Source organism: Actinophytocola sediminis, assembly GCF_054779715.1.
The window spans coordinates 1-22,330 of the sequence record NZ_BAAGXS010000080.1 but is presented as its reverse complement, the minus strand read 5'-3'; the positions used below and the strand labels follow the sequence as shown (position 1 = coordinate 22,330).

Genomic DNA, 22,330 nt, shown 5'->3' with positions numbered 1-22,330 from the left:
CGGGCCTTCCCGCCACGGTATCGACAGGGTGTCGACTCGGTCAACACAGTGTTGAGAGTGCGCTGTCCAGGCCTGTAGCGTGAGCCCATGGCTACCGTTCCGGCCCGGTCCGGGCGCGGCCGCCGCACCGTTCGGCCATCCGGCGACGACCGTGAGGTGGCGATTCTGGCCACCGCGGAACGGTTGCTCGGCGAACGCTCCCTGCGCGAGATCTCCATCGACGACCTGGCGCGGGGCGCCGGCATCTCCCGGCCAACGTTCTACTTCTACTTCCCCTCCAAGGACGCGGTGCTGCTCGCGCTGCTCGACCGGGTGGTGCAGGAGGCCGACGCCGCGCTGGCCGCGGTGCCGGACACGCTGACCGAGGACCCGTCGCGGTTCTGGCGCGAGTGCATCGCCGCCTTCCACCGGACCTTCAGCGCGCACGCGCCGGTCGCGCTGGCCTGCGCGGAGGTGCGGCTGACCAACGCCGAGGTGCTCCAGCTGTGGTCGCGGGTGATGGAGTCGTGGACCAGGGCGGTCACCACCGCGGTCGACGGCGAACGCGCCCGCCGCGCCGCGCCGCCCGGCCTACCCGCGCGTGACCTGGCGATCGCGCTGGTCTCGATGAACGAGCGCGTGCTGTACTCGTCGTTCGCCAGGGACGTGCCGACGGTCGACGAGCGGGACGTGGTGGACGTGCTGCACACGGTCTGGCTCAACGCGATCTACCAGACCACGTCCCCACCCGCCGGTTAGTCGGTCGCCCCCTGGCCGAGCTGGAACCGCACCGTGCCCTCGACCGTGTCGTCCACGTCCAGGGTCTTGTCCTCGACGTACTCGGCGGTCCGCGAGTCCAGCAGCACCGTCGCCCCGGTGGTCTCCTCGGTCACCAGCACGTCGGTCTCGTTCGTGGCCGGCGCGATCGACATGGCGAACCCGTCGTCACCCGCCTTGGCCTCGACCCGCAGGCCGCTGCCGCCCTGCCCGTCGACGAGCCGGTTGATGGCCAGGCCGGCCGCCGGCGTGATCCGCAGCATGGGCTACCTCGCTTTCGCGTCGTGCTCCTCGGCCTACCCGGTCGCGGGTCCGGTCAACCACGAAACGACCGGCGTCACCCTCCGCTCAGCGCGCCGCGCAGGGAGCGGTAGAGCAGGGCGGCGTCGCCGAGGCGGTGGCGCAGCTGCCGTTCGAGGCCACCGATGGGCACCAGGTTCTGCGGTGCGCGCGGGTCCTTGTGCGGCGAGCTGGCCAGCGCGGGCAGTACCAGGGCGGTGACGTCGGCCAGCGCGACCGCGTCGGCCACCGGCAGGTCCGACGAGCACTCCAGGCGCACCACGGCCGACCACGGGGCGCGAGAGGAGCCGGGCAGGCGCAGGTACCAGGAGCTGCGCTGCCAGGACGTGCCCATGCCGAACACCGGGCTGCGCTGGCCGGTCTCCAGCGCGGCCACGACCGCGGCCTGCTCGGCTTGCAGGTAGGACTTCTGGTGGGTCTTGACGTAGCCGACGGTCCTGGCCAGGTGGGTCCGGCCGCGCAGCGGACCGTCCAGCACCAGCAGGTCGTCCTCGACGTCGCTGTTGGCCCGCCAGGAGTTCGCCACCTCGACCTCCAGCGCGGCCAGCCTGCCCTGCACGCCGAGCGTCAGCTTGTCCAGCCCACCGGGGGTGTGGTGGAAGTGGTAGGTGGTGTGCCGGGTCTTGATGTCCTCGCCGGTCGCCGCGTACAGGCCGCGCTCGACCACGGCGTCGACCAGCCTGGCGGCGCCGTCGCAGCAGACCAGACCCACACCGAGCGAGGCGACCAGGCCGGGCTGGGGTTCGGGGTCCTGGCCGTGCACCCAGATCCGGGCATCGGTGCGCATGACACCGTCGAGGAACAGCACCGAGCCGGGCAGCGGGCCGGGGCGCGGGGAGATCGGGCGCCACTCGGCGGCCGGCACCTCGAGGTCCAGGTCAAGGGTCGCGGAGGACTCCCGCCCGTCCAACTCGTCCCCCCGCGCCACCCCATACCCGGGATCCCACGGATCCACGGTGTACGAGGTAGGCGTCAACAGCCCCGTCATACAGTTCCTCCCCTCGCAACCGCACCCAAGGGGAACGGGACGCTACCCAGCCATCGGTACGCGCCAACCCAGCGCGACCAACACCGTGAACTCCGGGGAGGCGGCTCAGTCATGCACGCACTCTCACACCTCGACGCGGCGGAGTCGGGAGGACGCGCCGTCGCGGGTGACCGCGAACTGCACCGGGACGCGTTCGGCCAGTGCCGGTACGTGGGTCACGATGCCGACCATCCGGTCGGTCTCCTGGGCGAGGCGTTCCAGGGTGGTGGCCACGGTGTCCAGGGTGGCCTCGTCCAGGGTGCCGAAGCCCTCGTCGAGGAACATCGAGTTGAGGTCGCGTTTGCCGCCGGACAGGCCGGCGACCTGGTGGGACAGTGCGAGGGCGAGGCCGAGCGAGGCCTGGAAGGTCTCCCCGCCGGACAGGGTGTTCACCGGGCGCTGGGTGCCGGCGTCGTTGTGGTCGAGTACCACCAGCTCGTTGCGCTCGGCGCGCACCAGTTCGTACTGGCCGCCGGAGAGCTGCATCAGGATCTCCGAGGCCTCGGTGACCAGCGAGTCCAGCGCCTCGGCGCACAGCCACGCCTCGAAACCGTTGGACTTCAACAGGTTCCCGAGCATCCTGGCGACCTGTTCCTCCTCCCGGTAGCGCTCGACCTCCTCGGCGAACGCGGCGCTCCTGGCCCGGCGTGCGACCAGGTCGTCGAGGTCGCGTTTGGCCTCGGCGCGGTGTGCGGCCAGCAGGACGTCCGGTTTGCCGTCGCGGGGCAGCACGATGCCGTGCGTGTCGAGCAGTTCGGTCAGCGTGGCGCGGGCGGCGCCGCCCGCGGTGCGCAGGTCGTTCTCGTCCTGTTCCAGCTCGGCGACCCGGCCGGACAGCTCCTGGCGATGGGTGCGCGCCCAGTCGAGCAGGCCTTTCCACGCCGCGGCCAGGTCGGTGCCCTCCACCGGCGGCACGCCGAGCGCGACGAACTGGTCGCGGCTGGCCCGCAGCGCCGACCAGGCCTGGCGTTCCTCCTCGGCGAGCGTGGCGCGCTCGCGGGTGGCGTCGTCGGCCGCCCGGCGGGCGGCGCGGGCCTTGGTCCGGGCGCGGTCCAGTGCCGCGTCGGCGGCCTCGCGGCGGGTGAGGGCCTGGTCGACCTCGGCCGGCGGCGGGGCGTCGCGCAGTTCGGCGGCGAGGTCGGTTTCCTGGCGGTGGGCGGCGGTGAGCTCCGCGCGGGCGGTGGCGGCCGCCTTGCTCGCGTCGGCCTGGGTGCGGCGCAGGGCGGTGACCCTGGACTTCGCCGAGGTGACCGCGTCGCGGGCGGTGTCCAGGTCGGCGGGGATGTCGTGGTGGGGCAGGTCGTGGACCTGCTGGCGGCAGACCGGGCAGGGCTCGCCCTCGGCCAGGTCGGCGGCCAGCGCGACCGCGCGGTGGGCCCGGTCGGCCTCGGCGCGCGCGGCCTCGGCGTCGGCCATGGCGCGTTCGGCGGCGGTGAACTCGGCGGTCGCGGCCTCCTCGGCGGTGTCCGCGTCAGTGGCCGCCGTAGTGAGCCTGGCGACGCGCTCGGCCAGTGTGGCGGCGCGGGTGTGCGCCGCGCGCCAGCGTTGCAGCTCGGCGAGCTCTGGCAGGTCGCCCCTGGCGGCCTCCGCCTCGGCCTCGGCCTTCTCGGCGGCGGTCCGCTCGTCGGCGCGGCGGGCGATCTCCTCGTCGGCCAGCGACAGGCGGGTGGCCAGGTCGACCACGTCGCCGGGCTGGCGCAGGGTGCCCAGCGCCTGGTCCTGTTCGCGGGCCTGTGCCGCGGCGGCGTTGGCCGCGGTCCACCTGGTCCGCAGCTCGGCCATCTGCTCGACCGCTTCGTCCACTGTGGACTCGAGGTCGGCGAATCCGCGGATCCTGCCGGACGCGGCGGCGACCACGTCGTCGGTGACCGTGCCGAGCTCACCGAGCCGCTTCTGGGCCATCTCCAGCTTGCCGACGGCGATCTTCGCGCGCTCCCGCGCCCGCTGGCCGACGTCCTCGTAGACCGCGTAGGCGAGCAGCTGGATCAGCAGGTCCTGGCGGTCGCTCGGCTTGGCGTGCAGGAACTCGGCGAACCGGCCCTGCGGGAGCACGACGCACTGGGTGAACTGCTCGTAGCCGATGCCGAGCAGCGCGGCGACCGCGGCGGTGACCTTGTCGCCCTCGGCCACCGACTCGGCGACCGCCTCCAGGATCTTGGTCAGGTCGGCGTCCGGCGGGACGCTCGCGTCCAGCCGGTCCAGCCGGGCCTCCTTGGTCTGCACGGTGCCCTGCGCGGACCGCCGCAGCAGCCGCACCGCGGCGTAGCGCCCGCCCGCCGCCTCGAACACCAGGCACACCCGGCCCTCGTTCACCGACGGCGCGAGCGCGTTGCGGATCGCGTCCTTCTTGCCCCAGCGGGGAACCGTGCCGTAGAGCGCGAAGCACAGCGCGTCGATGACCGTGGACTTGCCCGACCCGGTCGGCCCGGTGAGCACGAAGAAGTCCACATCGGACAGCTGGACGTCGGTCTCCTCCCGGTAGCTGCCGAAGCCGTCGAACATCAGGCGGAGCGGGCGCATCAACGGCCTCCGGTGCTGTCGTCGAGCAGTTCGGCAAACATCGTGCCGAGGCGGGGGTCGTCGATCTCCCGTTCGGCGAGGAAGTCGGCGAACAGGTCGGTCGGCGACCGGCCGACCCGGGAGCGGGTCACCCGGGAGTCCGCGCGGGCACGGAACTTCTCGTCGATCTGCACGTCCAGGGTGGTCGGCAGCTTCTCCCGGACCTGGTCGGCGAGGCCCGCGCTGGCCTTCTGGGTGAGGATCACCCGCAGGAACGCCTCCCCCGCCTCCTCACCGGCGGCGACCACCTCGTCGAGCGTGCCGCGCAGCGTGCGCAGCGGCCGGCCGCCGGTCAGCGGCACCGGGCGGATGTGCGCGCGGCTGTCGGGGGTGGCGTGCACGATCAGCGCCACCGGGTCGTTGGCCTCCTCGCCGAAGTCCAGCGCGATCGGCGAGCCGGAGTAGGCGATCGGGCAGGGGCCGTCGATCTGCTGGTAGCGGTGCAGGTGGCCGAGCGCGGCGTAGTGGGTGGTGGTGGGGAAGGTGTCCGGCGGCACCTCGTAGCCCAGCAGGGACTGCACCGCGCGCTCACCGCCGCCCCAGCGGCCGCCGAGCAGGGTGGCGTGCGTGGTCACGATGTTGACGCTGTCGGTGGTGAAACCCTGGCACAGCACGGAGATGATCGCGCGCATGCGGTTGGCGTAGTCCTGGTTGTGCTGCCCCGGCTCGTGCAGCAGCACCTCGGCGGCGCGCACGGCGTAGCGGTGGGACAGGAACGGCAGCGCGGCGACCACCGCCTGCTCGCCGGACCGGGTGTCGATGGTGGTGGTGCCGCCGCGGTCGGGGCGCTGCGGGGTGCCGATCACGTGCAGGCCGAGCTCGCCGAGCACCGGCCGGTAGACCTCGTGCACCAGCCGGGAGCTGTCGTGGTTGCCGGCGAGCACGACGACGTGGCGGCCCTCGGCGCGCAGCGCCATCAGCGTGTGCATGACCAGCCCCTGGGCCTGCGGGCTCGGCGCGGCGGTCTCGAACAGGTCGCCGGCCACGACCACCAGATCGACGTCCTCCTCGTCGGCGACGCGCACCAGGTCACGCAGCACGACCTTCTGCTCGTCGATGCGCGGCTGGTTCTTCAGCACCTTGCCGACGTGCCAGTCGGCGGTGTGCAGGATCTTCATGTGCCTCCTCAGAACGGGGGCGGGTCGTCGTCGAGGTCGTCAGTTCCGATGCCGGCGAACGGGTCGGCGGGCGCGGCCGGGCCGGTGTCCACGCCGTTCCAGGTGCCCTTCTCCGAGGACCGCGTCGCCCACGCGGGGAAGGGGAACTCGATGGCCAGCGGCACCGGGATGTCGGGCTGGGAGACGAACATGGTGCCCGGCTTGGCGATGGTGGCGCGCTGGCGTTGCGCCGGGGGCAGGTAGCCGTACTCGGGGCGGGAGGCCTCCGCCGGGTCCAGGCGCCCGGCCACCCGGATCGAGCAGTTGGCCACGATCCGGCGCTCCACCTCGCTCGCGGTCTGCTGCGCGCCGATGAGGATCACGCCCAGCGAGCGGCCGCGCTCGGCGACGTCGAGCAGGATCTGCTTGATCGGGCTGTCGCCGTCGCGCGGGGCGTACTTGTTCAGCTCGTCGAGCACGATGAACATCAGTGGCCGCGCGGTGCCCTGCTCCTCCTTGCGGCGGAACTCCTGGCGCAGCGAGACACCGACCACGAACCGCTGCGCCCGGTCGGGCAGGTTGTGCAGGTCGACCACGGTGACCTGGGCCTTGGACGTGGACAGCGACCGGTCGCCCCGGTCCTTGAGGTCCGAGCGGATGATCGTGGACAGCGGGCGGACCGCCGAGCGCAGCCGGCGCAGGAAGGCGTTCACGCTGCCGGTGGAGGTGGAGCCGGCGACCCAGTCGCGGCGGGTGTCCTCGTCGAGCAGCTCGTCCTCGATCAGCCCGACGAGCTGTTCGAAGCTGCGCAGCTGCCCGCCCCGGCCGGGGTCGACGCCGGTGATGCTCACCGCGCCGTCGGTGCCGACCTTCAGGTGGTCGCGCCGCAGCCGCGCGGCGATCTGGCCGATCAGCATCGTGTACTGGCTGCGTTCGTCCTCGCCGTCGGCGAACACGAACGGCATCAGCTCCTGCTCGCAGAACTCGGCGAGGGTCCAGTAGAAGGCGCTGACCGCCTTGTCGCGGGCACGCACGTCCGGGGTGCCGCTCGGGTCGCCCGGCCGGGGCGGGGCGAAGACCTGGACGTTGCGAAACGAGCCTGCCGGCAGGCCGAGGAGGGCGTAGCGGGCGCGGAAGGCGTCGGTGAGCTTGGCGTTGGCGTAGTCGAGGAACAGCAGGTCCTCGCCCTTGACGCTGAAGATCAGCGCCTTGGTGTTGTGCGCCTCGCCGTGCAGCACGCCGGAGTTGAAGATCGAGTGCAGCAGGAAGGTGGCGAAGGAGGTCTTGGTGGCGATGCCGGAGACCCCGGAGATCGACACGTGCCCGCCGCGGGTGCCGTCGACGAACTCGAAGTTGAGGTAGACGGGCTGGCCGTCGCGGCCGAGGCCGACCGGCAGCTTGGCGTCGGCCATGGTGTCGAAGTACAGCGCGGAGTCGCGCTCGGCGCCGGTGGCCCGGCGCACCTCGGCACCCGGCCGGGGCGGCACGTAGACCTCCGGCTCGACCCGGGTGACGGTGATCTCGGCGACCTCGCTGACCTCGGCGGGCAGCGCGCCGTCCTTGATCAGGAAGACGTCGGAGGCGAACCGGGCGCCCTCGTGGCCGGCCTCGACGTTGGTGACCACGCCGGCGATCCGCACCTCGGAGCCGTCCGGGAGGTTGCGGCTGGTGGCGACCACGTCGTCGAGCTGGAGGAACTGGTCGGGCGCGACGCCGACGGAGAACTCGAGCGGGCTGGCCGCGACCGTGCCGACCACCAGACCCACCGGGACCTGTGCCTGGTCCGGCGCCGGCGGCGCGGCGCCGTTGGGATTCGGCTTGGTCACGCTGGGTCGCTCCTCTGGTCGGGGAGCCGCCAGTGTATGTCCGCACCCCGACGGCCAAGGGGACCGTCGGCTGGCCTGTCGCCGCCCGCCGGCCGGCCGGCGGGGCGCATCATCATCAGAAACTCCCGAAATTCCGCCGGCGGCCACGTTCCCCGGAATTAAGTAGGACCTATTGTGTTACGAGATGCGTACGCCAATCGACAATTCACGATTCATCCACTCGGGTGAACGCCGGTCACCTGTCTCACGCGCGGAGTAGATACCGTCGCCCGAGCACCGGCAATCGACAACGATGTCATTCGGCCGACCTGGTATTTCGCCAGGACACCGGTTTGCGGCACGTTCGAAAATAACGCAGAGCGAACACTACTCCAACCGAGTACTTCGTGTAACAGGAATATGACCAGTTCGGACACGTTAATTGGAAGGCGATCCCTTGCGACTGGAGGCACGAATGGCATTACCGCACACCGCGGCGTGGCCGCACTCGAACACGATCAGGGTGTTGCTCGCCGAGGACATGCGTTTGCTGCGGTCCGCGTTGGTCAGTGTGCTCGGCGACGAGGAGGACATCGAGGTCATCGCGGACCTGAAATGCGACCTCAAGGTCGTGTCGGTCGCGCAACGGCTCCGTCCAGACGTCGCGGTGGTGTCGGTGGACACCGCGGGATCGGGCGACCCGACGACCGTGCGCGAACTGCGACGCCGGTTACCGGACTGCCGGATCGTCGCGCTGACCTCCCCCAGACCGCCGGGCCTGCTCAAGCGGCTGCTCGCGGAGAACATCCCCGGGCTGATCGACAAGAACGCGCCGGCCGCCCGCCTGCTGTCGGCCATCCGCGGGGTGGCCCGCGGCGCCACGGTGATCGACACGAACCTGTTGGTGGCCGCGCTGGCCGCCGGCCAGAACCCGTTCACCCCACGGGAGTTACACGTGCTGCGGCTCGCGGCCGCCGGCGCGAGCGGGCCGGAGATCGCCAAGGAACTGTCGCTGTCGCAGGGAACCGTGCGCAACTACCTGTCCAGTGCGATGAGCAAGACCAGCGCGCGCACCAGGATCGACGCCATCCGGATCGCCACGGAGTCCGGTTGGCTGTGACGAGCCTGCCGGTCAGACGCCGACCCCGGCCGGGCGCCAGTGGCCGACCAGCTCCCGGTAGAGCGCCGAGGTGGTGGCCAGCGTCGCGTGGTCGCCATACTCGGCGCCGGTGCCGTCGAGCACCAGCACCCGGTCGGCGCGCAGGGCCGAGCTGATCCGGTGGGCGATGACGATCAGCGTCCGGTCCCTGGCGGCGAACGCCTCCTCGGCGCGCCGCTCGGCCGCCGGATCGAGATGGCAGGTCGCCTCGTCCAGCACGGCCACCGGCGCGGGCGACAGGTAGGCGCGCACCAACGCGATCAGCTGCCGCTCGCCGGCGGACAGCTCCGCCGGGACCACCGTGGCGTCGTACCCGCCGAGCCGGTCGACCAGCGCCCGCGCGCCGACCTCGGCCACCGCCGCGTCCAGCGCACCGGGACCCGGGTCGGGGTGGAGGTAGGTGAGGTTCTCCCGCAGGGTCGCGGTGAACACGTAGGCCTCCTGCGGGATGAGCACCCGCAGCGCGGCCAGCTGCTCGGCGGGCAGTGCCGAGGCTGGCTCGCCGCCGATGGTCACCGTGCCGGTGTCGGGTACCAGCAACCCGCACACCAGGCTCACCATGGTCGACTTGCCGATCCCGCTCGGCCCAACGACCGCGAGGTGCTCGCCTGCGCGGACGGTCAGGTCCAGGTCACGCAACACCGGCTCGGCATGCGGCCCGTAGGCGAACCCGACGCCGCGCAACCCGAGGTCGTGCCCCCCGACCGGGCGGCGCGCCGGCACGGCGGGCTCGGGCACGGTGCTCGCGTCCAGCAGCCGCCCGAGGGTGATCACGAACCGCAGGCCGCTGCCGCCGACCCCGCCGATCAGGTTCTGCAGCGCGGGCTGGATGCCGAACAGCACGTAGGTCAGCCCGCCAAGCAGCGCGCCCGCGGTCAGCCCGCGGTCGACCAGCCAGGACCCGGCCACCAGCAGCACCAGCAGCGGCACCCAGCCGCCGATCGCGAAGCACAGCATGCGCAACGCCGCCACCCCGGCCAGCCGCCGCTCGGCGCGGGCCTGCGCGGCGATCGGCCCGGCGACCATGGCCGCGGCGTGCTCCTCGGTGCCGGTGGCGGTCACGTCCCGCGCCGCCGCCAGCACGGTCGAGGTCATCGCCGCGACCCGCTCGTCGGCCAGCACCGCCTCCCGGTGCCGCCCCGCGGCCACCCCCAGGATCGCGACGAACACCACCAGCCCGGCCAGGAACGGCGGCACGATCAGCAACGCGATCACCGGCGCCACCGACAGCGAGCCAACCACCACGCCGACCGTGGTCACCACGAAGCCGCGCACCGCCATCAGCAGCCCGCCCAGGGTGTCCCGCACGATCTCCACCTGCCGGGTCAACCGCGCCAGCGCCCCGTCGTCGCCGCGCCCGTCGACCGCGTCGCCCAGCGCCCCGCGCACCACCCCGCGCACCAGCTCGTCCCGGAACGGCTCGGTGACATCCCCCAGCCGACGGAACACCATCCCCGTGCCCACCGCCCCGACCAGCGCCACCACCACCAGCCCGGCAAGCCACAGCAGCCCGCGCACCGGCTCGCCGGCCAGGAACCCGTCATCCACCGCCCGCGCCACCACCAGCCCGGAAACCGCCGCCGGCAACACCTCCGGCACCGACCACAACGCAAGCCGTCCCAGCCCTCGCCCAGAAACCTGCGCAGCCGCGAACCGCAACTCCCGCCGCATTTCCGCCTCCCGGGATTAAATGTGTTGGTCGCGTTGGGTTTGGTGTGTTCCGGTGCTGTGCGTTTCAGTGGCTGGGTCGCGTCCCGTTCCCCTTGAGTGCGGTGAGGAAGTTGCCGGCTTCATCCGAAGATCTCTCGGTAGGCCGGGTCGGTCCACAGGTCGGTGTGGGGGGCGATCGCGCGGACTCGGCCGGCGTCCAGCCAGACCACCAGGTCCGCGCGGGCGGCGGTGGAGCGGCGGTGGGTCACCACCAGCCGGGTGCGGTCGCCGCCCTCGGTGAGGGTCCGGCTGATCCGCATCTCGGTGACCATGTCCAGACTGGACGTCGCGTCGTCCAGCACCAGCAGCCTGCTCGCCGGCCACGCGCGGGCCAGGCCGAGCCGCTGCCGCTCGCCGCCCGACATCGGCGCGGCGGCCAACGGTGTCCGGTAGCCGTGCGGCAGCCGGCTGACGAACTCGTGCGCGTGCACCGCCCTGGCCGCCGCCTCGACGTCCGCGACCGCCGCGCCCGGCGTGATCGCGTCCGCCACGCTCGCCCCCACCAGCACCGGGCGCTCGAACGCGCAGCCGACCGCCGCGCGCAGCGCCTCGTGGCTCAGCGACCGCAGCGGCACGCCGTCCAGCAGCACCTCGCCCTCGTCCGGGTCCCGCAGCCGGGCCGCCAACGCCGCCAGCACCGACTTGCCCGACCCGGACCGGCCGACCACCGCCACCGCCGCGCCCCCCGGCACCTCCAGGTCCACCTCGGACAGCAACGTCACGTCCCCCACCCGCACGCTCGCCCCCCGCAGCTCCAGCCGCCCGGTCCCCGGCGCCAACTCGCCGCCACCGTGCGCGGTGGCCGCCACGGCGAGCACCTCACCGGCCCGCGCCGCGCCCGCCCTCGACCGCGCCAGCCGGGCGAACACGCTGGTCAGCCCGCCGAGCCCGGCCCCGAGCAGCGCGTACTGGCCGGCCGCGAACAACTCCCCCGGCGTGATCCGGCCATGGTGCAGCGCGAGCCCGCCGGTCGCGAGCACCGCCACCAGCACCAGCGGCCCGGCCACCGCGCTCTGCGCCGCCGAGCTGGACAGCACCCGCCACATCCGCCTGCCCTGCTCGTGCAGCTCGGGCAGCGGCTCGAGCACCCGCGCGCGCTCGCGGTCGATGGTGCCCGCGGCGGCGATCGTGCGCGCCCCGGTGAGCGACTCGGTCAGCCGGGTGGCGAGCCGGCCCTGGGTGGTCAGATAGGCGCCGATCACCTCGGTGCTGCGCCGGGTGAACACCCGCAGCACGACGCCGACCAGCGCGGCCCCGCAGAGGAACGCCACGGCGAGCCACAGGTCCAGATAGGTCAGCAGCACCAGGCTGCCGACCGGGGGCAGCAGCGCGCTGCCGACGGTGACCACGCTCGGCCCGGCCTGCGCCGCCTCCGCCGCGTTGCCCGAGACCCGCCCGACGAGGTCGCCGGTGTCGAACCCCCGCCTGCCGGCGTCGCCGGCGGCGAGCACCCGGCGCACCAGCCGGTCGCGCAGCCACGCGGTGGTGCCGGCGACGCAGGCGGTGCCGGCGAACGCGTCGACCAGGTCGCTGAGCACGCCGAGCAGGATCAGCCCGGCGGCCAGCAGGATCCACAGTCCACTGTCCACACCGGACACGATGGTGTCCACGGCGCGGCCGAGCACCATCGGCAACGCGAGCATGCCAAGGGTGCCCACCAGCGACGATGCGCCGATCACCGGCAGCCACGGGCCGGCGTGGCGGACGATCGAGGTGAACGCGGTCAACGCGACTCCCGGATGCCTAATATCCTGGAGGCAGGGCCGCGGTCCCGGACGAACGCCAGTCGTCCGGGACCGCGGTCCGCCTTACGATGTGGCCACTGTGGTCAGTGACGCACGCGGGCTCAGTGGCAGAGCAGCAGGCTCAGGCCGCTGGTGCCGCCGCAGAGGGCCGCGCTCAGGTTGCTCGGGCAGCTGTGGCCCGACGAGGAGCTGCCACCGCTGTTGGTCTGCGGGGCGTTGTCCATGCCTTGCAGGTCGAGAAGCGCCATGATGGTCTCCTTGGTGTTCGGGGATCTACCTACAGACCCGCGCCGGTCGGCGCGGGGGTCCTGGGGGCGGGGGCCGCGAGGCCGAGGCCGGGCAGCCGCACCGGCTGGTCGTGCAGCGCCGCGCCGAGCGCGAGCAACGTGCCCGCGGTGCCGGTCGCGAGGTCCATCGACAGCCGCAACAGGCCGTCGCCGGGGAAGGCCAGGCCGTCGCCGTAGGGCAGCGCGTGCCAGGCGAGGTTGCGGATCTGCCGGTTCAGTGGCTCACCGATGGCCGACCGGCCGGCGAGATAGAGCAGGATCCCGGCCCGGCCGGTGAACAGGCTGGGCAGGATGTACATCGTGGACTGCGCCGCCCGCCACGCGCCGGCGCTGGCCTCGGTGAACTGGTCGGTGAACGGGCCGGTGGCGCCGCGGGCGAGGTACTCGTCGAGCACCATGCCGATGCCGACGCTGCCACCGTCCAGATAGGGCATCGTGCGCCAGCCCTCGTTGACCTCCAGGGTGCCGTTGTCCCGCACGATGCACCGGCGCAGGTCGTGGCGCAGTGCCAGCGCCGCGCGGTCGAGCAGCTCCGGCTCACCGGTCACGTCGTAGGCGCGCAGCATCAGCATCGCCTGGCCGGCATGGCCGCGCAGCAGCCCGGCCCGGGGCTGCCCACCGCCGGAGACCGGCGGCGGGTCGTCCGGCGACGACTCCGGCAGCGGCGTCATCCCGTTCGCCACCAGCTCGACCGCGCGCAGCCCGGCGGTCAGCAGCGCGGGCTCGCCGGTGGCCTCGGCCAGGTCAAGCAGGTTGAGCCCGATGCCGGACAGGCCGCTGGCCAGGTCGGGGCCGAGCTGCTCCCAGTCCTCCCGCAGGCAGACCTCGACCAGGTCGAGTGCCTGCTGGCGGTACCCGAGGTGGTGCAGCGCGAAGGCGACGCCGTGCAGCCCGTCGTAGAGCCCGAGGCGGCTGCCGGTCGGCGGGGCGGTCGCGCCGCGCAGCAGCCACTGCTCGTGTTCGGGGTAACGGCCGGCGCCGGTGACGTCGAGGGCGTAGAGCACGCCGGCGGCGCCGTAGGCCAGCCCGAGGCCGCCGACCGAGAACTGCCGGGGGTCGCCGGGGAACAGCCGGTCCGCGCGCGCGGGCGTGGCGCTGGCCAGGATCGCGCGGGTCAGCTGGGCCCGCAGGTCCGGCCAGGCGGCCGGCTCCGGGTCGAGCCTCGGGGTGGGCATCGCGGGAGTGTCCGGCGGCACGATCACCTCGACGCCGCGGTCCAGGAAGGCCCGGTCGACGGGGAACTGCTCGGCGATGATCTCCGCGAAGTGCCTTGCCTTGATCCGGTGCAGGCCGAGCAGGGTGGTCATCGGCAGGAACAGCGCCAGGCGAAGGCAGGCCAGCGAGTACCGGTCGATGTCGAAGCCGGTGGTGGCGCTCGGCGCGGCGAAGCCGGGGTTGCCAAGGCCCGGCCGGACGGCCTCGGCGACATCGGCGGTGACCTCGAAGTCGAGTAACGCGATCGTGTCGTCCGGTCGCACGATGATGTTGAACAGGTGCAGGTCGCCGTAGACGATGCCCCGTTCGTGGACGAGCTCGATCGTTCGCGCCACCTGGTCGTGGATGTGCACCGCCCAGTCGGTGAACTCGGCGTAGCGCTCGGGGGTGGCGGTCGGGTCGATCAGCGGATACCGGGTCACCACTGCCTTGCCGAGCACGTCCCCGTCGACGTACTCCATCGCGAGGAACCGGTGCTCGCCGAGCCAGAACAGGTCGTGCACCTTCGGGATCCCGGGGATGCCGGCGAGCCGTCGGAGGGTCTCGTGCTCCCGGCCGAGTCGCCGGACCGCGTCGTGTCCCCAGGCGTCGAGCCCGGCGTGCGGGCGGCCCTCCTTGAGCACGACCCGCTCGTCGGTGCGGGTGTCGCGGGCCAGGTAGATGCCGCCGCCGTTGGAGAAGTGCAACACCCGCTCGATCTGGTAGGGCAGGTCGGTGGTGGTCACCGCGTTGCGCGCGGCCAGGTGCGGGGCGAGGAAGTCGGGCAGGGTCACCCAGGCCGGCGGGCGGAACACCGGGTCGCGGCGGTCGGGCACGAGGTTGCCGTCCTGGTCCTCGATCGCCTCGACGACCTCGCCGGCCTCGACGGTGTAGCGGTTGGCGAAGGCGCCGTAGCGGACGTAGAGCGGGCCGGCGCCCCAGCGCAGGTCGCTGAGGATGTAGGGGCTCGGCTCCCCGTCGAGCAGCTCGCCGAGCTCGTGCAGGATCGTCTCGCAGGCGGTGTCGGTCTCCGGATAGATGGTGACCAGCTTGCCGCTGTAGCCGCGCGGGGCGTACTTGGACACGCGCGCGGTGAGCGCGGCGCGGGAGCGCAGGAACTTGAAGGAGATGCCGCGCGGCAGGCAGTAGTCCCAGACCGCGTCCAACACCATGGCCGCGTTGTCCACTGTGGCCGAAGCGTGGATCTTCCACCCCTGCATGGGAATGTCCTGGCGCCGCGCGGGATCGACGACGAGCCAGTCGTCCTGGTCGCTGATCGTCCAGCCGGCCGGCAGCGGCCGAGCCGCGGTCGCGAAGGACTCGCCCGCGGTCTGTTCGGAGTGCATGGCGTCGTAGAACGACGGGTCCGCCATACAGAAGAGTTGGTAGTCCTGCTCCATCGCACACCGCCCGCTCGTCGACCACAGTGGACGGGAGCAATCGTGCGCCATGGTCGGTCCCGACCATCAGTGCATAACGTCACCGCCGAGCCACGCATCTGTCACGACCGGCGCCGTGCGAACCGCACATCACCCGCTTGGCACCGGAGGCAGGCTTACCGGACGTACGCTCGTCGGCATGTGCCGAAACATCACCGCCCTGCGCGGCCTGGAACCCGCCGCCACCGCCGAGGAGATCGAGGCGGCCGCCCGGCAGTACATCCGCAAGGTCAGCGGCGTGCAGTCGCTGTCGGACAGCACCCGCGACCCGTTCGAGGCGGCCGTGGCCGCGGTGACCGCGGCCACCACCCGGCTGCTCACCGAACTGCCGCCGCGACGCCAGCCGCCGACCACCGTGCCGCCGCTGCGCCGCCCGGAGGTCCAGGCCAGGCTGGCCGCGAAGAAGGCCTGAGCGCTCAGTCAAGGGCCAGGTCGTCGACCACGTCGGTCAGGTCGTGGCGGCGGGCGTAGGTCCTGCGCTGGCGGTCCGCGCCGCTGCCCTGTTCGCGCAGCTTGGCCAGGCCGGCGCGGGCGAACTCCACGTCGTCGCCAAGCGCGGTGGTGGTCATGGTCAGCAGGTCGGCCAACTGGTCGTGGATCGACACCGGATCGCCGGTGACCGGATGGGAGCAGACCGCCGCCAGCCCGTCGCGGGAGGCGCGCCACAGGTTCGCGCGGAGCACCGCGTAGGGCATCGTCGGGCTCTGCCCGCCGTGGTCGATCACGTGCGCGACCAGGCCGCGCACGACGGTCGCCAGCAGCGCCGCGTCGCCGGCGGTGGCCGCGACGTCGGACACCCGGAACTCGAGCGTCGGCTGGTGGTTGGAGAGCCGGACGTCCCAGTAGACCATCCCCCTGTCCAGGATCGCGCCGCAGCCGAGCATGGCGTCCACAGTGGAGTCGTACTCGTCGAGCGAGGCGAACCGGGGCGGCGGGCCGGCCGACGGCCAGCGTGACCAGTTCTGGTACCGCCAGCTGGCGTAGCCGGTGTCCTGGCCGTCGAACGGGGAGTTGGCGGTCAGCGCGAGCAGCGCGGGCAGCCACGGCCGCACCCGGTTGATCACCCACACGCCGAGCTCCCGGTCGGGCATGTCGATGTGCACGTGGCACCCGCAGGTCGCGCCGGTGCGCGTGGTGGCGCCGAAGTGCTCGGCGATCAGCAGGTACCTCGGCTTGGGCGTGATCTCCGGCAGGGCCTCCGGCAGCACCGGCACGCCGCTGGGCAACAGGCGCAGTCCGCGCCGCCGGGCGACGCCGGCCAGTTCGCCACGCAACGTGCTCAGCTGGCTGAGCACTCCCTCTGGCGTGTGACACACACAGGTGACCGCCTCCACCTGACTGCGGGTCAGCTCCGTGGCCAGCTCACCCTGCGGATCGTGGGCGGCGCCGACCACCTCCATCCCCAGGCCCGCGAGGTGTCCGGTGGCGTCGACCAGGAGGAACTCCTCCTCCACCCCCACCGTCAGCGCCACCCGAGCGCGGTACCCCGGTACCCGATCGAGCAAACGCCATCGACAGAAAGTCGCTAAATAGGTCAACACTGGGAAAATCCTCACCTAGACGGCTGATTGCTCCGTCCACATGCGACGACGCACGCTTGGTACAGCCCGACTCCTCCCCCCTGCGGTCGGGCCAAACCCGTGTGGAGGAATCCCATGCGAAGAATCCGAGCGATCCTGCTCACCGTCCTCACCGCCGCCCTCACCCTCACCGGCGCACAACTCGCCCAGGCCGCCGCCGCCCCGTACACCGCCCTCGGCGACTCCTACTCCTCCGGCGTCGGCACCCGCAACTACTACGCCGACAGCGGGTCCTGCTACCGCTCGCCCAACGCCTACCCGGTGCTGGTCGCCCAGCAGCTCGGCGCCCCGCTGACCTTCGCCGCCTGCTCCGGGGCGCGCGTGCCGGACGTGCTCAACCAGCTCGGCAGCCTCACCGCGAGCACCGGCTTCGTCTCGGTCTCGGTCGGCGGCAACGACGCCGGGTTCGCCGACGTGATCACCCGGTGTGCGCTGCCGTGGCCGTGGACCTGCACCAACGAGATCAACACCGCCAACACCTTCATCCGCAACACGTTGCCCGGCCTGCTGAACAACCTCTACACCCAGATCCGCACCAGGGCGCCGAACGCCACCGTCACCGTGGCCGGCTACCCACGCCTGTTCAACGGCGAGGAGTGCAACTTCGGCGCCCGCATCAGCAGCGCCGAGCAGGCCTCGCTCAACGCCACCGCCGACCTGCTCGCCACCACGATCAGCGCGCGGGCGGCCGCGCACGGCTTCGCCTTCGCCGACGTCCGGTCGGCCTTCACCGGACACGCGGTCTGCGACGACGTGGAGTGGCTCAACGGCCTGTCCAACCCGATCCTCGAGTCCTATCACCCGAAGGTCGCCGGCCAGGCCTCCGGCTACGCCCCGGTGGTGCTCAGCCGCCTGGCCGCCGTCCCCGCCACCATCTGACCTGCGCAAACGGCCGGGCGGCCGCTGATGTGACCGCCCGGCCGACCACTACCCGCTGTGTCCATTGTGGACACTGGTTCAGGTTCACCCGATCAAGCGAAATCTCGTGGATTCTTGACTGCGCAACGAAGTCGCAACCGCCGGCCGAGTGACGTGACCACCCCAGGGCTGGGCTAACGGGTTTACCCGTGCGAGGATCAGGGAACGCGCCGGCTGCGGGACCGGCCGGCCCTGCCAAGCGATCCAGTGCGGGGAGCCACAGTGGCCAAACAACGACTTTCCGAGGACGTGCAGCAGCACCCGAGATCGGATGCGCCCGCGTCGGCGGCACGCAGGCGCCGAGTCCCGCCCCAGCCGGGCAACCACCTGCGCCGCGCGGTCGACACGGTCCTCGTCGAGTTGGCCGCGGACGGCGACCCGGACCAGCCGACCCGACACCGGCTGGACGACCTGCTGGTCGGCGGCCTGGCCTGGGCAGCGGCCACCGGCGACACCTGCCGCATCGAACACGCGGTACACGCCGTGCGCGACGCCAGGGTCCGGCTCGACGCGGCCGACCCGGACGGCGCCCGGACCGCCCTGCTGACCGCGCGGGCGGACCTCACGCCCCCGACCACCCAGAACTGACCCGGTCGCGGATGGACGTGGAACTGCGCGCACTGGCCGCCGCGCACGGCGTCGCCACCCGGTACGAGGACACCGAACACCGCCGCGTCGAGGTCGACCGGGACGTGGTGGTCGCGGTACTGGCACAGCTCGGCGTCGACGCGAGCACCCCGTCGGCCATCCGCGCGGAGCTGTCCGACGCGCTGCGCCGCCACGGCCGGGTCACCGTGCCCGACCCGCTGGTGGTCCGCGCGGGCGAGACGCCCGCGCTCGGCGAGCCGGGCGAGCTGACGCTGGAGGACGGCACGGTGCGCGCCGTGTCCGGCGCGCTGCCGGCCGACCTGCCGCTCGGCTGGCACACACTCACCGTCGGCGAGCGGCAGATCCCGGTCGTGGTGACCCCGCCATCGCTGCCGCCGGTGCCGCCGGCCTGGGGCTGGCTGGTGCAGCTGTACGCACTGCGCTCGGCCGGCTCGTGGGGCATCGGCGACTTCGCCGACCTGCGCGCGCTGATCACCGGCTCGGCCGCGCACGAGGCCGGGATCGTGCTGGTCAACCCGGTGCAGGCGGTCACCCCGGTGTCGCCGGTGCAGCGCTCCCCGTACTCGCCGTCCAGCCGCCGGTTCGCCAACCCGCTCTACCTGCGGATCACCGAGACCGACGCGTTCGCCACCGCGCCGGCCTCGGTGCGCGCCGAGGTCGCCGCGCTGGCCCCGCCCCCTGGCGCCGAGCTGATCGACTACGACGCCGTGCTGGCCGCCAAGCTCGCCGCGCTCGAGGTGTTGTGGCCGCACACGAGACCGGTCGGCGAGCCGGAACCGGACCTGGCCGAGTTCGCCGCGTTCTGCGCGCTCGCCGAGCGCCACGGGCCGGACTGGCGCACCTGGCCCGCGCCGCTGCGCCACCCGCGCGGCGCCGACCTGACCGACCCCCGGATCGCCTTCCACGCCTGGGTGCAGCGGCTGTGCCGGGACCAGCTGGCCGAGGTCCGCGCGGCCGCGCGGACCGCCGAGATGGCCGTCGGGGTCGTGCACGACCTGCCGGTCGGCGTCGACCCGGCGGGCGCGGACGCGTGGGCCCTGCAGGACGTGCTGGCCTCGTCGGTGACCGTCGGCGCGCCCCCGGACGCGTTCAGCCAGCAGGGCCAGGACTGGAACCTGCCGCCGTGGCGCCCGGACCTGTTGGCCGCCAGCGGGTACACGCCGTTCCGGGATGTCATCCGGGCCGTGCTCGCCCAGGCCGACGGCATCCGGATCGACCACGTGATGGGTCTGTGGCGGCTGTGGTGGATCCCGCCGGGCCACCCGGCCAGCGCCGGCACCTACGTGCACTACGACGCCAACGCGCTGCTCGGCGTGCTGGCGCTGGAGGCCCATCGGGCGTCGGCGATCGTGGTCGGCGAGGACCTCGGCACGGTGTCCGACGAGGTGCGTACGACGTTGCGCGAGCGCGGCGTGCTGCGCTCGGCGGTGCTGTGGTTCCAGCGCGACCAGGACGCCGACGGCGAGCCGCTGCTGGCCCCGGCCAGCTGGCCGGACGACGCGCTGGCCTCGGTGTCCACCCACGACCTGCCGACCGCGGCCGGCTTCCTGCGCGGCGAGCACGTGCGGGTGCGCGCCGAACTCGGCCTGCTCGACGACCAGGAGGCCGACCGCGAACGGGCCGCCGCCGACCGCGCGGAGCTGCTGGCCGAACTGGCCGAGCTCGGCCTGCTGCCCGGCGAGCCGGCCGACGAGTCGGACCTCGTGGTCGCGCTGCACGAGCTGCTGGCGACCTCGGCCAGCACGCTGCTGGTGACCTCCCCGCAGGACGCGCTGGGCGAGCCCCGGCAGCCCAACCTCCCGGGAACCATCGACCAGTACCCCAACTGGCGGATCCCGCTTCCGGTGACAGTGGACGAGTTTTTCCAGCACCCGGTAGTCGTTCGGGTGATCGCCGCCCTCCGAAAGGCGCGCCCCAAAAACACGATCGGATGATCAAAAGTCCAGAACTTTCCATTCGCGGTTTGGCGCCCTTTTCGCCATCTACCGTGGAAAGAGAAGATCGCCTCCATCCCCACCGAGGAGCAACCCCGTGCAGCCCTGGCCCGGTTCCCCCTACCCGCTCGGCGCCACCTACGACGGCGCCGGCACCAACTTCGCGCTCTACTCGGAGGTGGCCGAACGGGTCGAGCTGTGCCTGTTCGACGCCGCCGGCGCCGAGACCGTCCTGCGGCTGCCCGAGGTCGACGGCTTCGTCTGGCACGGCTATCTGCCCAACGTCGGCCCCGGCCAGGAGTACGGCTACCGGGTACACGGCCGGTACGACCCGCGCGCCGGCCTGCGCGCCAACCCAGCCAAGCTGCTGCTCGACCCGTACGCCAAGGCGGTCACCGGCAACCTCGTCTGGGACGAGTCGGTGTTCGGCTACCCGTTCGGCAGACCGGACGAGCGCAACGACGCCGACTCCGCCGCGTCCACCATCCGCGGCGTGGTGATCAACCCGTTCTTCGACTGGGCGACCGACCGGGCACCCAGGATCCCGTACAACGAGACGGTCATCTACGAGGCGCACGTGCGCGGGCTGACCAAGCTGCACCCGCGCGTCCCGGAGGAGCTGCGCGGCACCTACGCCGGCCTGGCCCACCCGGTGATGATCGAGTACCTGCTCGACCTCGGCATCACGGCCGTCGAGCTGATGCCGGTCCACCAGTTCCTGCACGACCACGGGCTGACCGAACGCGGGCTGTCGAACTACTGGGGCTACAACACGATCGCCTACCTCGCCCCGCACGACGGCTACGCGATCGGCCACGGCGAGGGCACGCACCTGCCGGGCAACCAGGTGCCCGAGTTCAAGGCGATGGTGCGCGCGCTGCACGAGGCCGGCATCGAGGTGATCCTCGACGTGGTCTACAACCACACCGCGGAGGGCAACCACCTCGGGCCGACGCTGTCCATGCGCGGCATCGACAACGAGGCCTACTACCGCCTGCTCGAGGACGACCACCGCTACTACCTCGACTACACCGGCACCGGCAACTCGCTGAACGTGCGCAGCCCACACACCCTGCAACTGATCATGGACTCGTTGCGGTACTGGGTGACCGAGATGCACGTCGACGGGTTCCGCTTCGACCTCGCGGCCACCCTGGCCCGCGAGTTCTACGACGTCGACCGGCTGGCCACGTTCTTCGACCTGGTGCAGCAGGACCCGGTGATCAGCCAGGTCAAGCTGATCGCCGAGCCGTGGGACGTCGGCCCCGGCGGCTACCAGGTCGGCAACTTCCCTCCACTGTGGACGGAATGGAACGGCAAGTACCGGGACACCGTGCGCGACTTCTGGCGCGGCGAGCCGGCCACGCTCGGCGAGTTCGCCTCCCGCATCACCGGCTCGTCGGACCTCTACCAGGACGACGGCCGCCGGCCGTACGCGTCGATCAACTTCGTCACCGCGCACGACGGCTTCACGCTGACCGACCTGGTGTCCTACAACGAGAAGCACAACGAGGCCAACGGCGAGGCCAACCGCGACGGCGCCGACGACAACCGCTCGTGGAACTGCGGCGCCGAGGGCCCGACCGACGACGAGAAGATCCTCGACCTGCGGGCCCGCCAGCGGCGCAACCTGTTGGCCACCGTGCTGCTGTCCCAGGGCGTGCCGATGCTCCTGCACGGCGACGAGTTCGGCCGCACCCAACACGGCAACAACAACGGCTACTGCCAGGACAACCCGCTGTCCTGGGTGGACTGGTCGCTGCTGGACGACCACGGCGACCTGGTCGACTTCACCGGCGCGGTGATCGCCATGCGGCACAACCATCCGGTCTTCCGCCGCCGCCGGTTCTTCGCCGGCCGCCCGATCCGCCAGGGCGACGAGCTGCGCGACCTCGCCTGGTTCGCCCCCTCCGGCGAGGAGATGACCGAGCGCGACTGGGAGTCCGGGTTCGGCCGCTGCATCACCGTCTTCCTCAACGGCGACGGCATCCCCGACCTCGACCGCCGGGGCTCCCGGGTCACCGACGACTCGTTCCTGTTGTGCTTCAACGCCCACGACGACGAGGTCGACATGACCGTGCCGGCCGCCGGCTACGGCACGGAGTGGAGCGTCGTCGTGGACACCGCGACCGGTGAGGTCTTCGCCGACTCCGGCGGGGGCGCGGTGGTCGGCGTGGTGGCCGGCGCGCTCGCCGGCGACCCGCCGGCCGG

17 protein-coding genes are annotated in these 22,330 nt (G+C 72.5%); 7 read left to right on the top strand and 10 right to left on the bottom strand.

The genetic code is table 11. The features are described from left to right. The first annotated feature begins 87 nt into the window (after nucleotides 1-87). Entirely contained in the window at nucleotides 88-738 is a 651-nt protein-coding gene (locus tag ACYVIP_RS37415) for a TetR/AcrR family transcriptional regulator (protein ID WP_460405244.1), read from the top strand. On the opposite strand, the gene ACYVIP_RS37410 is transcribed toward ACYVIP_RS37415, so the two are convergent. The 5 genes from ACYVIP_RS37410 to ACYVIP_RS37390 form a co-directional block, all read right to left on the bottom strand. After that, on the bottom strand, nucleotides 735-1,019 hold the full coding sequence (locus ACYVIP_RS37410; RefSeq protein WP_460405242.1) for a hypothetical protein: 285 nt from the start codon (nucleotides 1,017-1,019) through the stop codon (nucleotides 735-737). The two genes, ACYVIP_RS37415 and ACYVIP_RS37410, sit on opposite strands and share 4 nt — an antisense overlap. A 74-nt stretch (nucleotides 1,020-1,093) precedes the next feature. After that, nucleotides 1,094-2,044 carry a hypothetical protein gene (locus ACYVIP_RS37405; protein ID WP_460405240.1) on the bottom strand — a complete coding sequence of 317 codons (951 nt, stop codon included), beginning with the start codon at nucleotides 2,042-2,044 and terminating at the stop codon, nucleotides 1,094-1,096. Nucleotides 2,045-2,167: 123 nt separating this feature from the next. Continuing rightward, complete coding sequence (locus tag ACYVIP_RS37400; protein WP_460405238.1) at nucleotides 2,168-4,603, bottom strand: AAA family ATPase; 2,436 nt, start codon at nucleotides 4,601-4,603, stop codon at nucleotides 2,168-2,170. Next, the gene (locus ACYVIP_RS37395; protein WP_460405236.1) at nucleotides 4,603-5,760 is read right to left on the bottom strand and encodes an exonuclease SbcCD subunit D; all 1,158 of its coding nucleotides are present in this window, start codon (nucleotides 5,758-5,760) and stop codon (nucleotides 4,603-4,605) included. The genes ACYVIP_RS37400 and ACYVIP_RS37395 overlap by 1 nt, the downstream gene beginning before the upstream one ends. Before the next feature lie 8 nt (nucleotides 5,761-5,768). After that, nucleotides 5,769-7,565: an ATP-binding protein gene (locus ACYVIP_RS37390; RefSeq protein ID WP_460405234.1), complete on the bottom strand. Its 1,797-nt coding sequence runs from the start codon at nucleotides 7,563-7,565 to the stop codon at nucleotides 5,769-5,771. A 454-nt stretch (nucleotides 7,566-8,019) separates the two neighbouring features. Here ACYVIP_RS37390 and ACYVIP_RS37385 point away from each other — a divergent pair, with 454 nt between their 5' ends. Then, nucleotides 8,020-8,664, top strand: coding sequence for a response regulator transcription factor (locus tag ACYVIP_RS37385; RefSeq protein ID WP_460405232.1), 645 nt, complete (start codon nucleotides 8,020-8,022; stop codon nucleotides 8,662-8,664). Between the two features lie 12 nt (nucleotides 8,665-8,676). Here ACYVIP_RS37385 and ACYVIP_RS37380 read toward each other — a convergent pair whose 3' ends face one another. The 4 genes from ACYVIP_RS37380 to lanKC form a co-directional block, all read right to left on the bottom strand. Further along, on the bottom strand, nucleotides 8,677-10,302 hold the full coding sequence (locus tag ACYVIP_RS37380; protein WP_460405230.1) for an ATP-binding cassette domain-containing protein: 1,626 nt from the start codon (nucleotides 10,300-10,302) through the stop codon (nucleotides 8,677-8,679). Nucleotides 10,303-10,493: 191 nt separating this feature from the next. Then, nucleotides 10,494-12,140, bottom strand: coding sequence for an ABC transporter ATP-binding protein (locus ACYVIP_RS37375; RefSeq protein WP_460405228.1), 1,647 nt, complete (start codon nucleotides 12,138-12,140; stop codon nucleotides 10,494-10,496). A gap of 119 nt (nucleotides 12,141-12,259) precedes the next feature. Continuing rightward, on the bottom strand, nucleotides 12,260-12,406 hold the full coding sequence (locus tag ACYVIP_RS37370; RefSeq protein ID WP_460405226.1) for a SapB/AmfS family lanthipeptide: 147 nt from the start codon (nucleotides 12,404-12,406) through the stop codon (nucleotides 12,260-12,262). Between the two features lie 29 nt (nucleotides 12,407-12,435). Further along, the gene (gene lanKC, locus ACYVIP_RS37365) at nucleotides 12,436-15,039 is read right to left on the bottom strand and encodes a class III lanthionine synthetase LanKC (protein WP_460405224.1); all 2,604 of its coding nucleotides are present in this window, start codon (nucleotides 15,037-15,039) and stop codon (nucleotides 12,436-12,438) included. Nucleotides 15,040-15,217: 178 nt separating this feature from the next. Between lanKC and ACYVIP_RS37360 the strand changes: the two genes are divergently transcribed. Continuing rightward, nucleotides 15,218-15,490 (top strand): DUF2277 family protein, encoded by a 273-nt coding sequence (locus ACYVIP_RS37360; protein ID WP_460405222.1) that lies wholly within the window; start codon nucleotides 15,218-15,220, stop codon nucleotides 15,488-15,490. A 4-nt stretch (nucleotides 15,491-15,494) separates the two neighbouring features. On the opposite strand, the gene ACYVIP_RS37355 is transcribed toward ACYVIP_RS37360, so the two are convergent. Next, nucleotides 15,495-16,550: a carboxylate-amine ligase gene (locus tag ACYVIP_RS37355; RefSeq protein ID WP_460405219.1), complete on the bottom strand. Its 1,056-nt coding sequence runs from the start codon at nucleotides 16,548-16,550 to the stop codon at nucleotides 15,495-15,497. A gap of 183 nt (nucleotides 16,551-16,733) precedes the next feature. Between ACYVIP_RS37355 and ACYVIP_RS37350 the strand changes: the two genes are divergently transcribed. From ACYVIP_RS37350 to glgX, 4 genes are all read left to right on the top strand, one after another. After that, the gene (locus ACYVIP_RS37350; RefSeq protein WP_460405217.1) at nucleotides 16,734-17,537 is read left to right on the top strand and encodes an SGNH/GDSL hydrolase family protein; all 804 of its coding nucleotides are present in this window, start codon (nucleotides 16,734-16,736) and stop codon (nucleotides 17,535-17,537) included. Between the two features lie 261 nt (nucleotides 17,538-17,798). After that, the gene (locus tag ACYVIP_RS37345; protein WP_460405215.1) at nucleotides 17,799-18,164 is read left to right on the top strand and encodes a hypothetical protein; all 366 of its coding nucleotides are present in this window, start codon (nucleotides 17,799-17,801) and stop codon (nucleotides 18,162-18,164) included. Between the two features lie 11 nt (nucleotides 18,165-18,175). After that, nucleotides 18,176-20,119, top strand: coding sequence for a 4-alpha-glucanotransferase (gene malQ / locus ACYVIP_RS37340; RefSeq protein WP_460405213.1), 1,944 nt, complete (start codon nucleotides 18,176-18,178; stop codon nucleotides 20,117-20,119). A gap of 97 nt (nucleotides 20,120-20,216) precedes the next feature. After that, on the top strand, nucleotides 20,217-22,330 hold a 2,114-nt coding region (glgX, locus tag ACYVIP_RS37335; RefSeq protein WP_460405211.1), incomplete at its 3' end, for a glycogen debranching protein GlgX.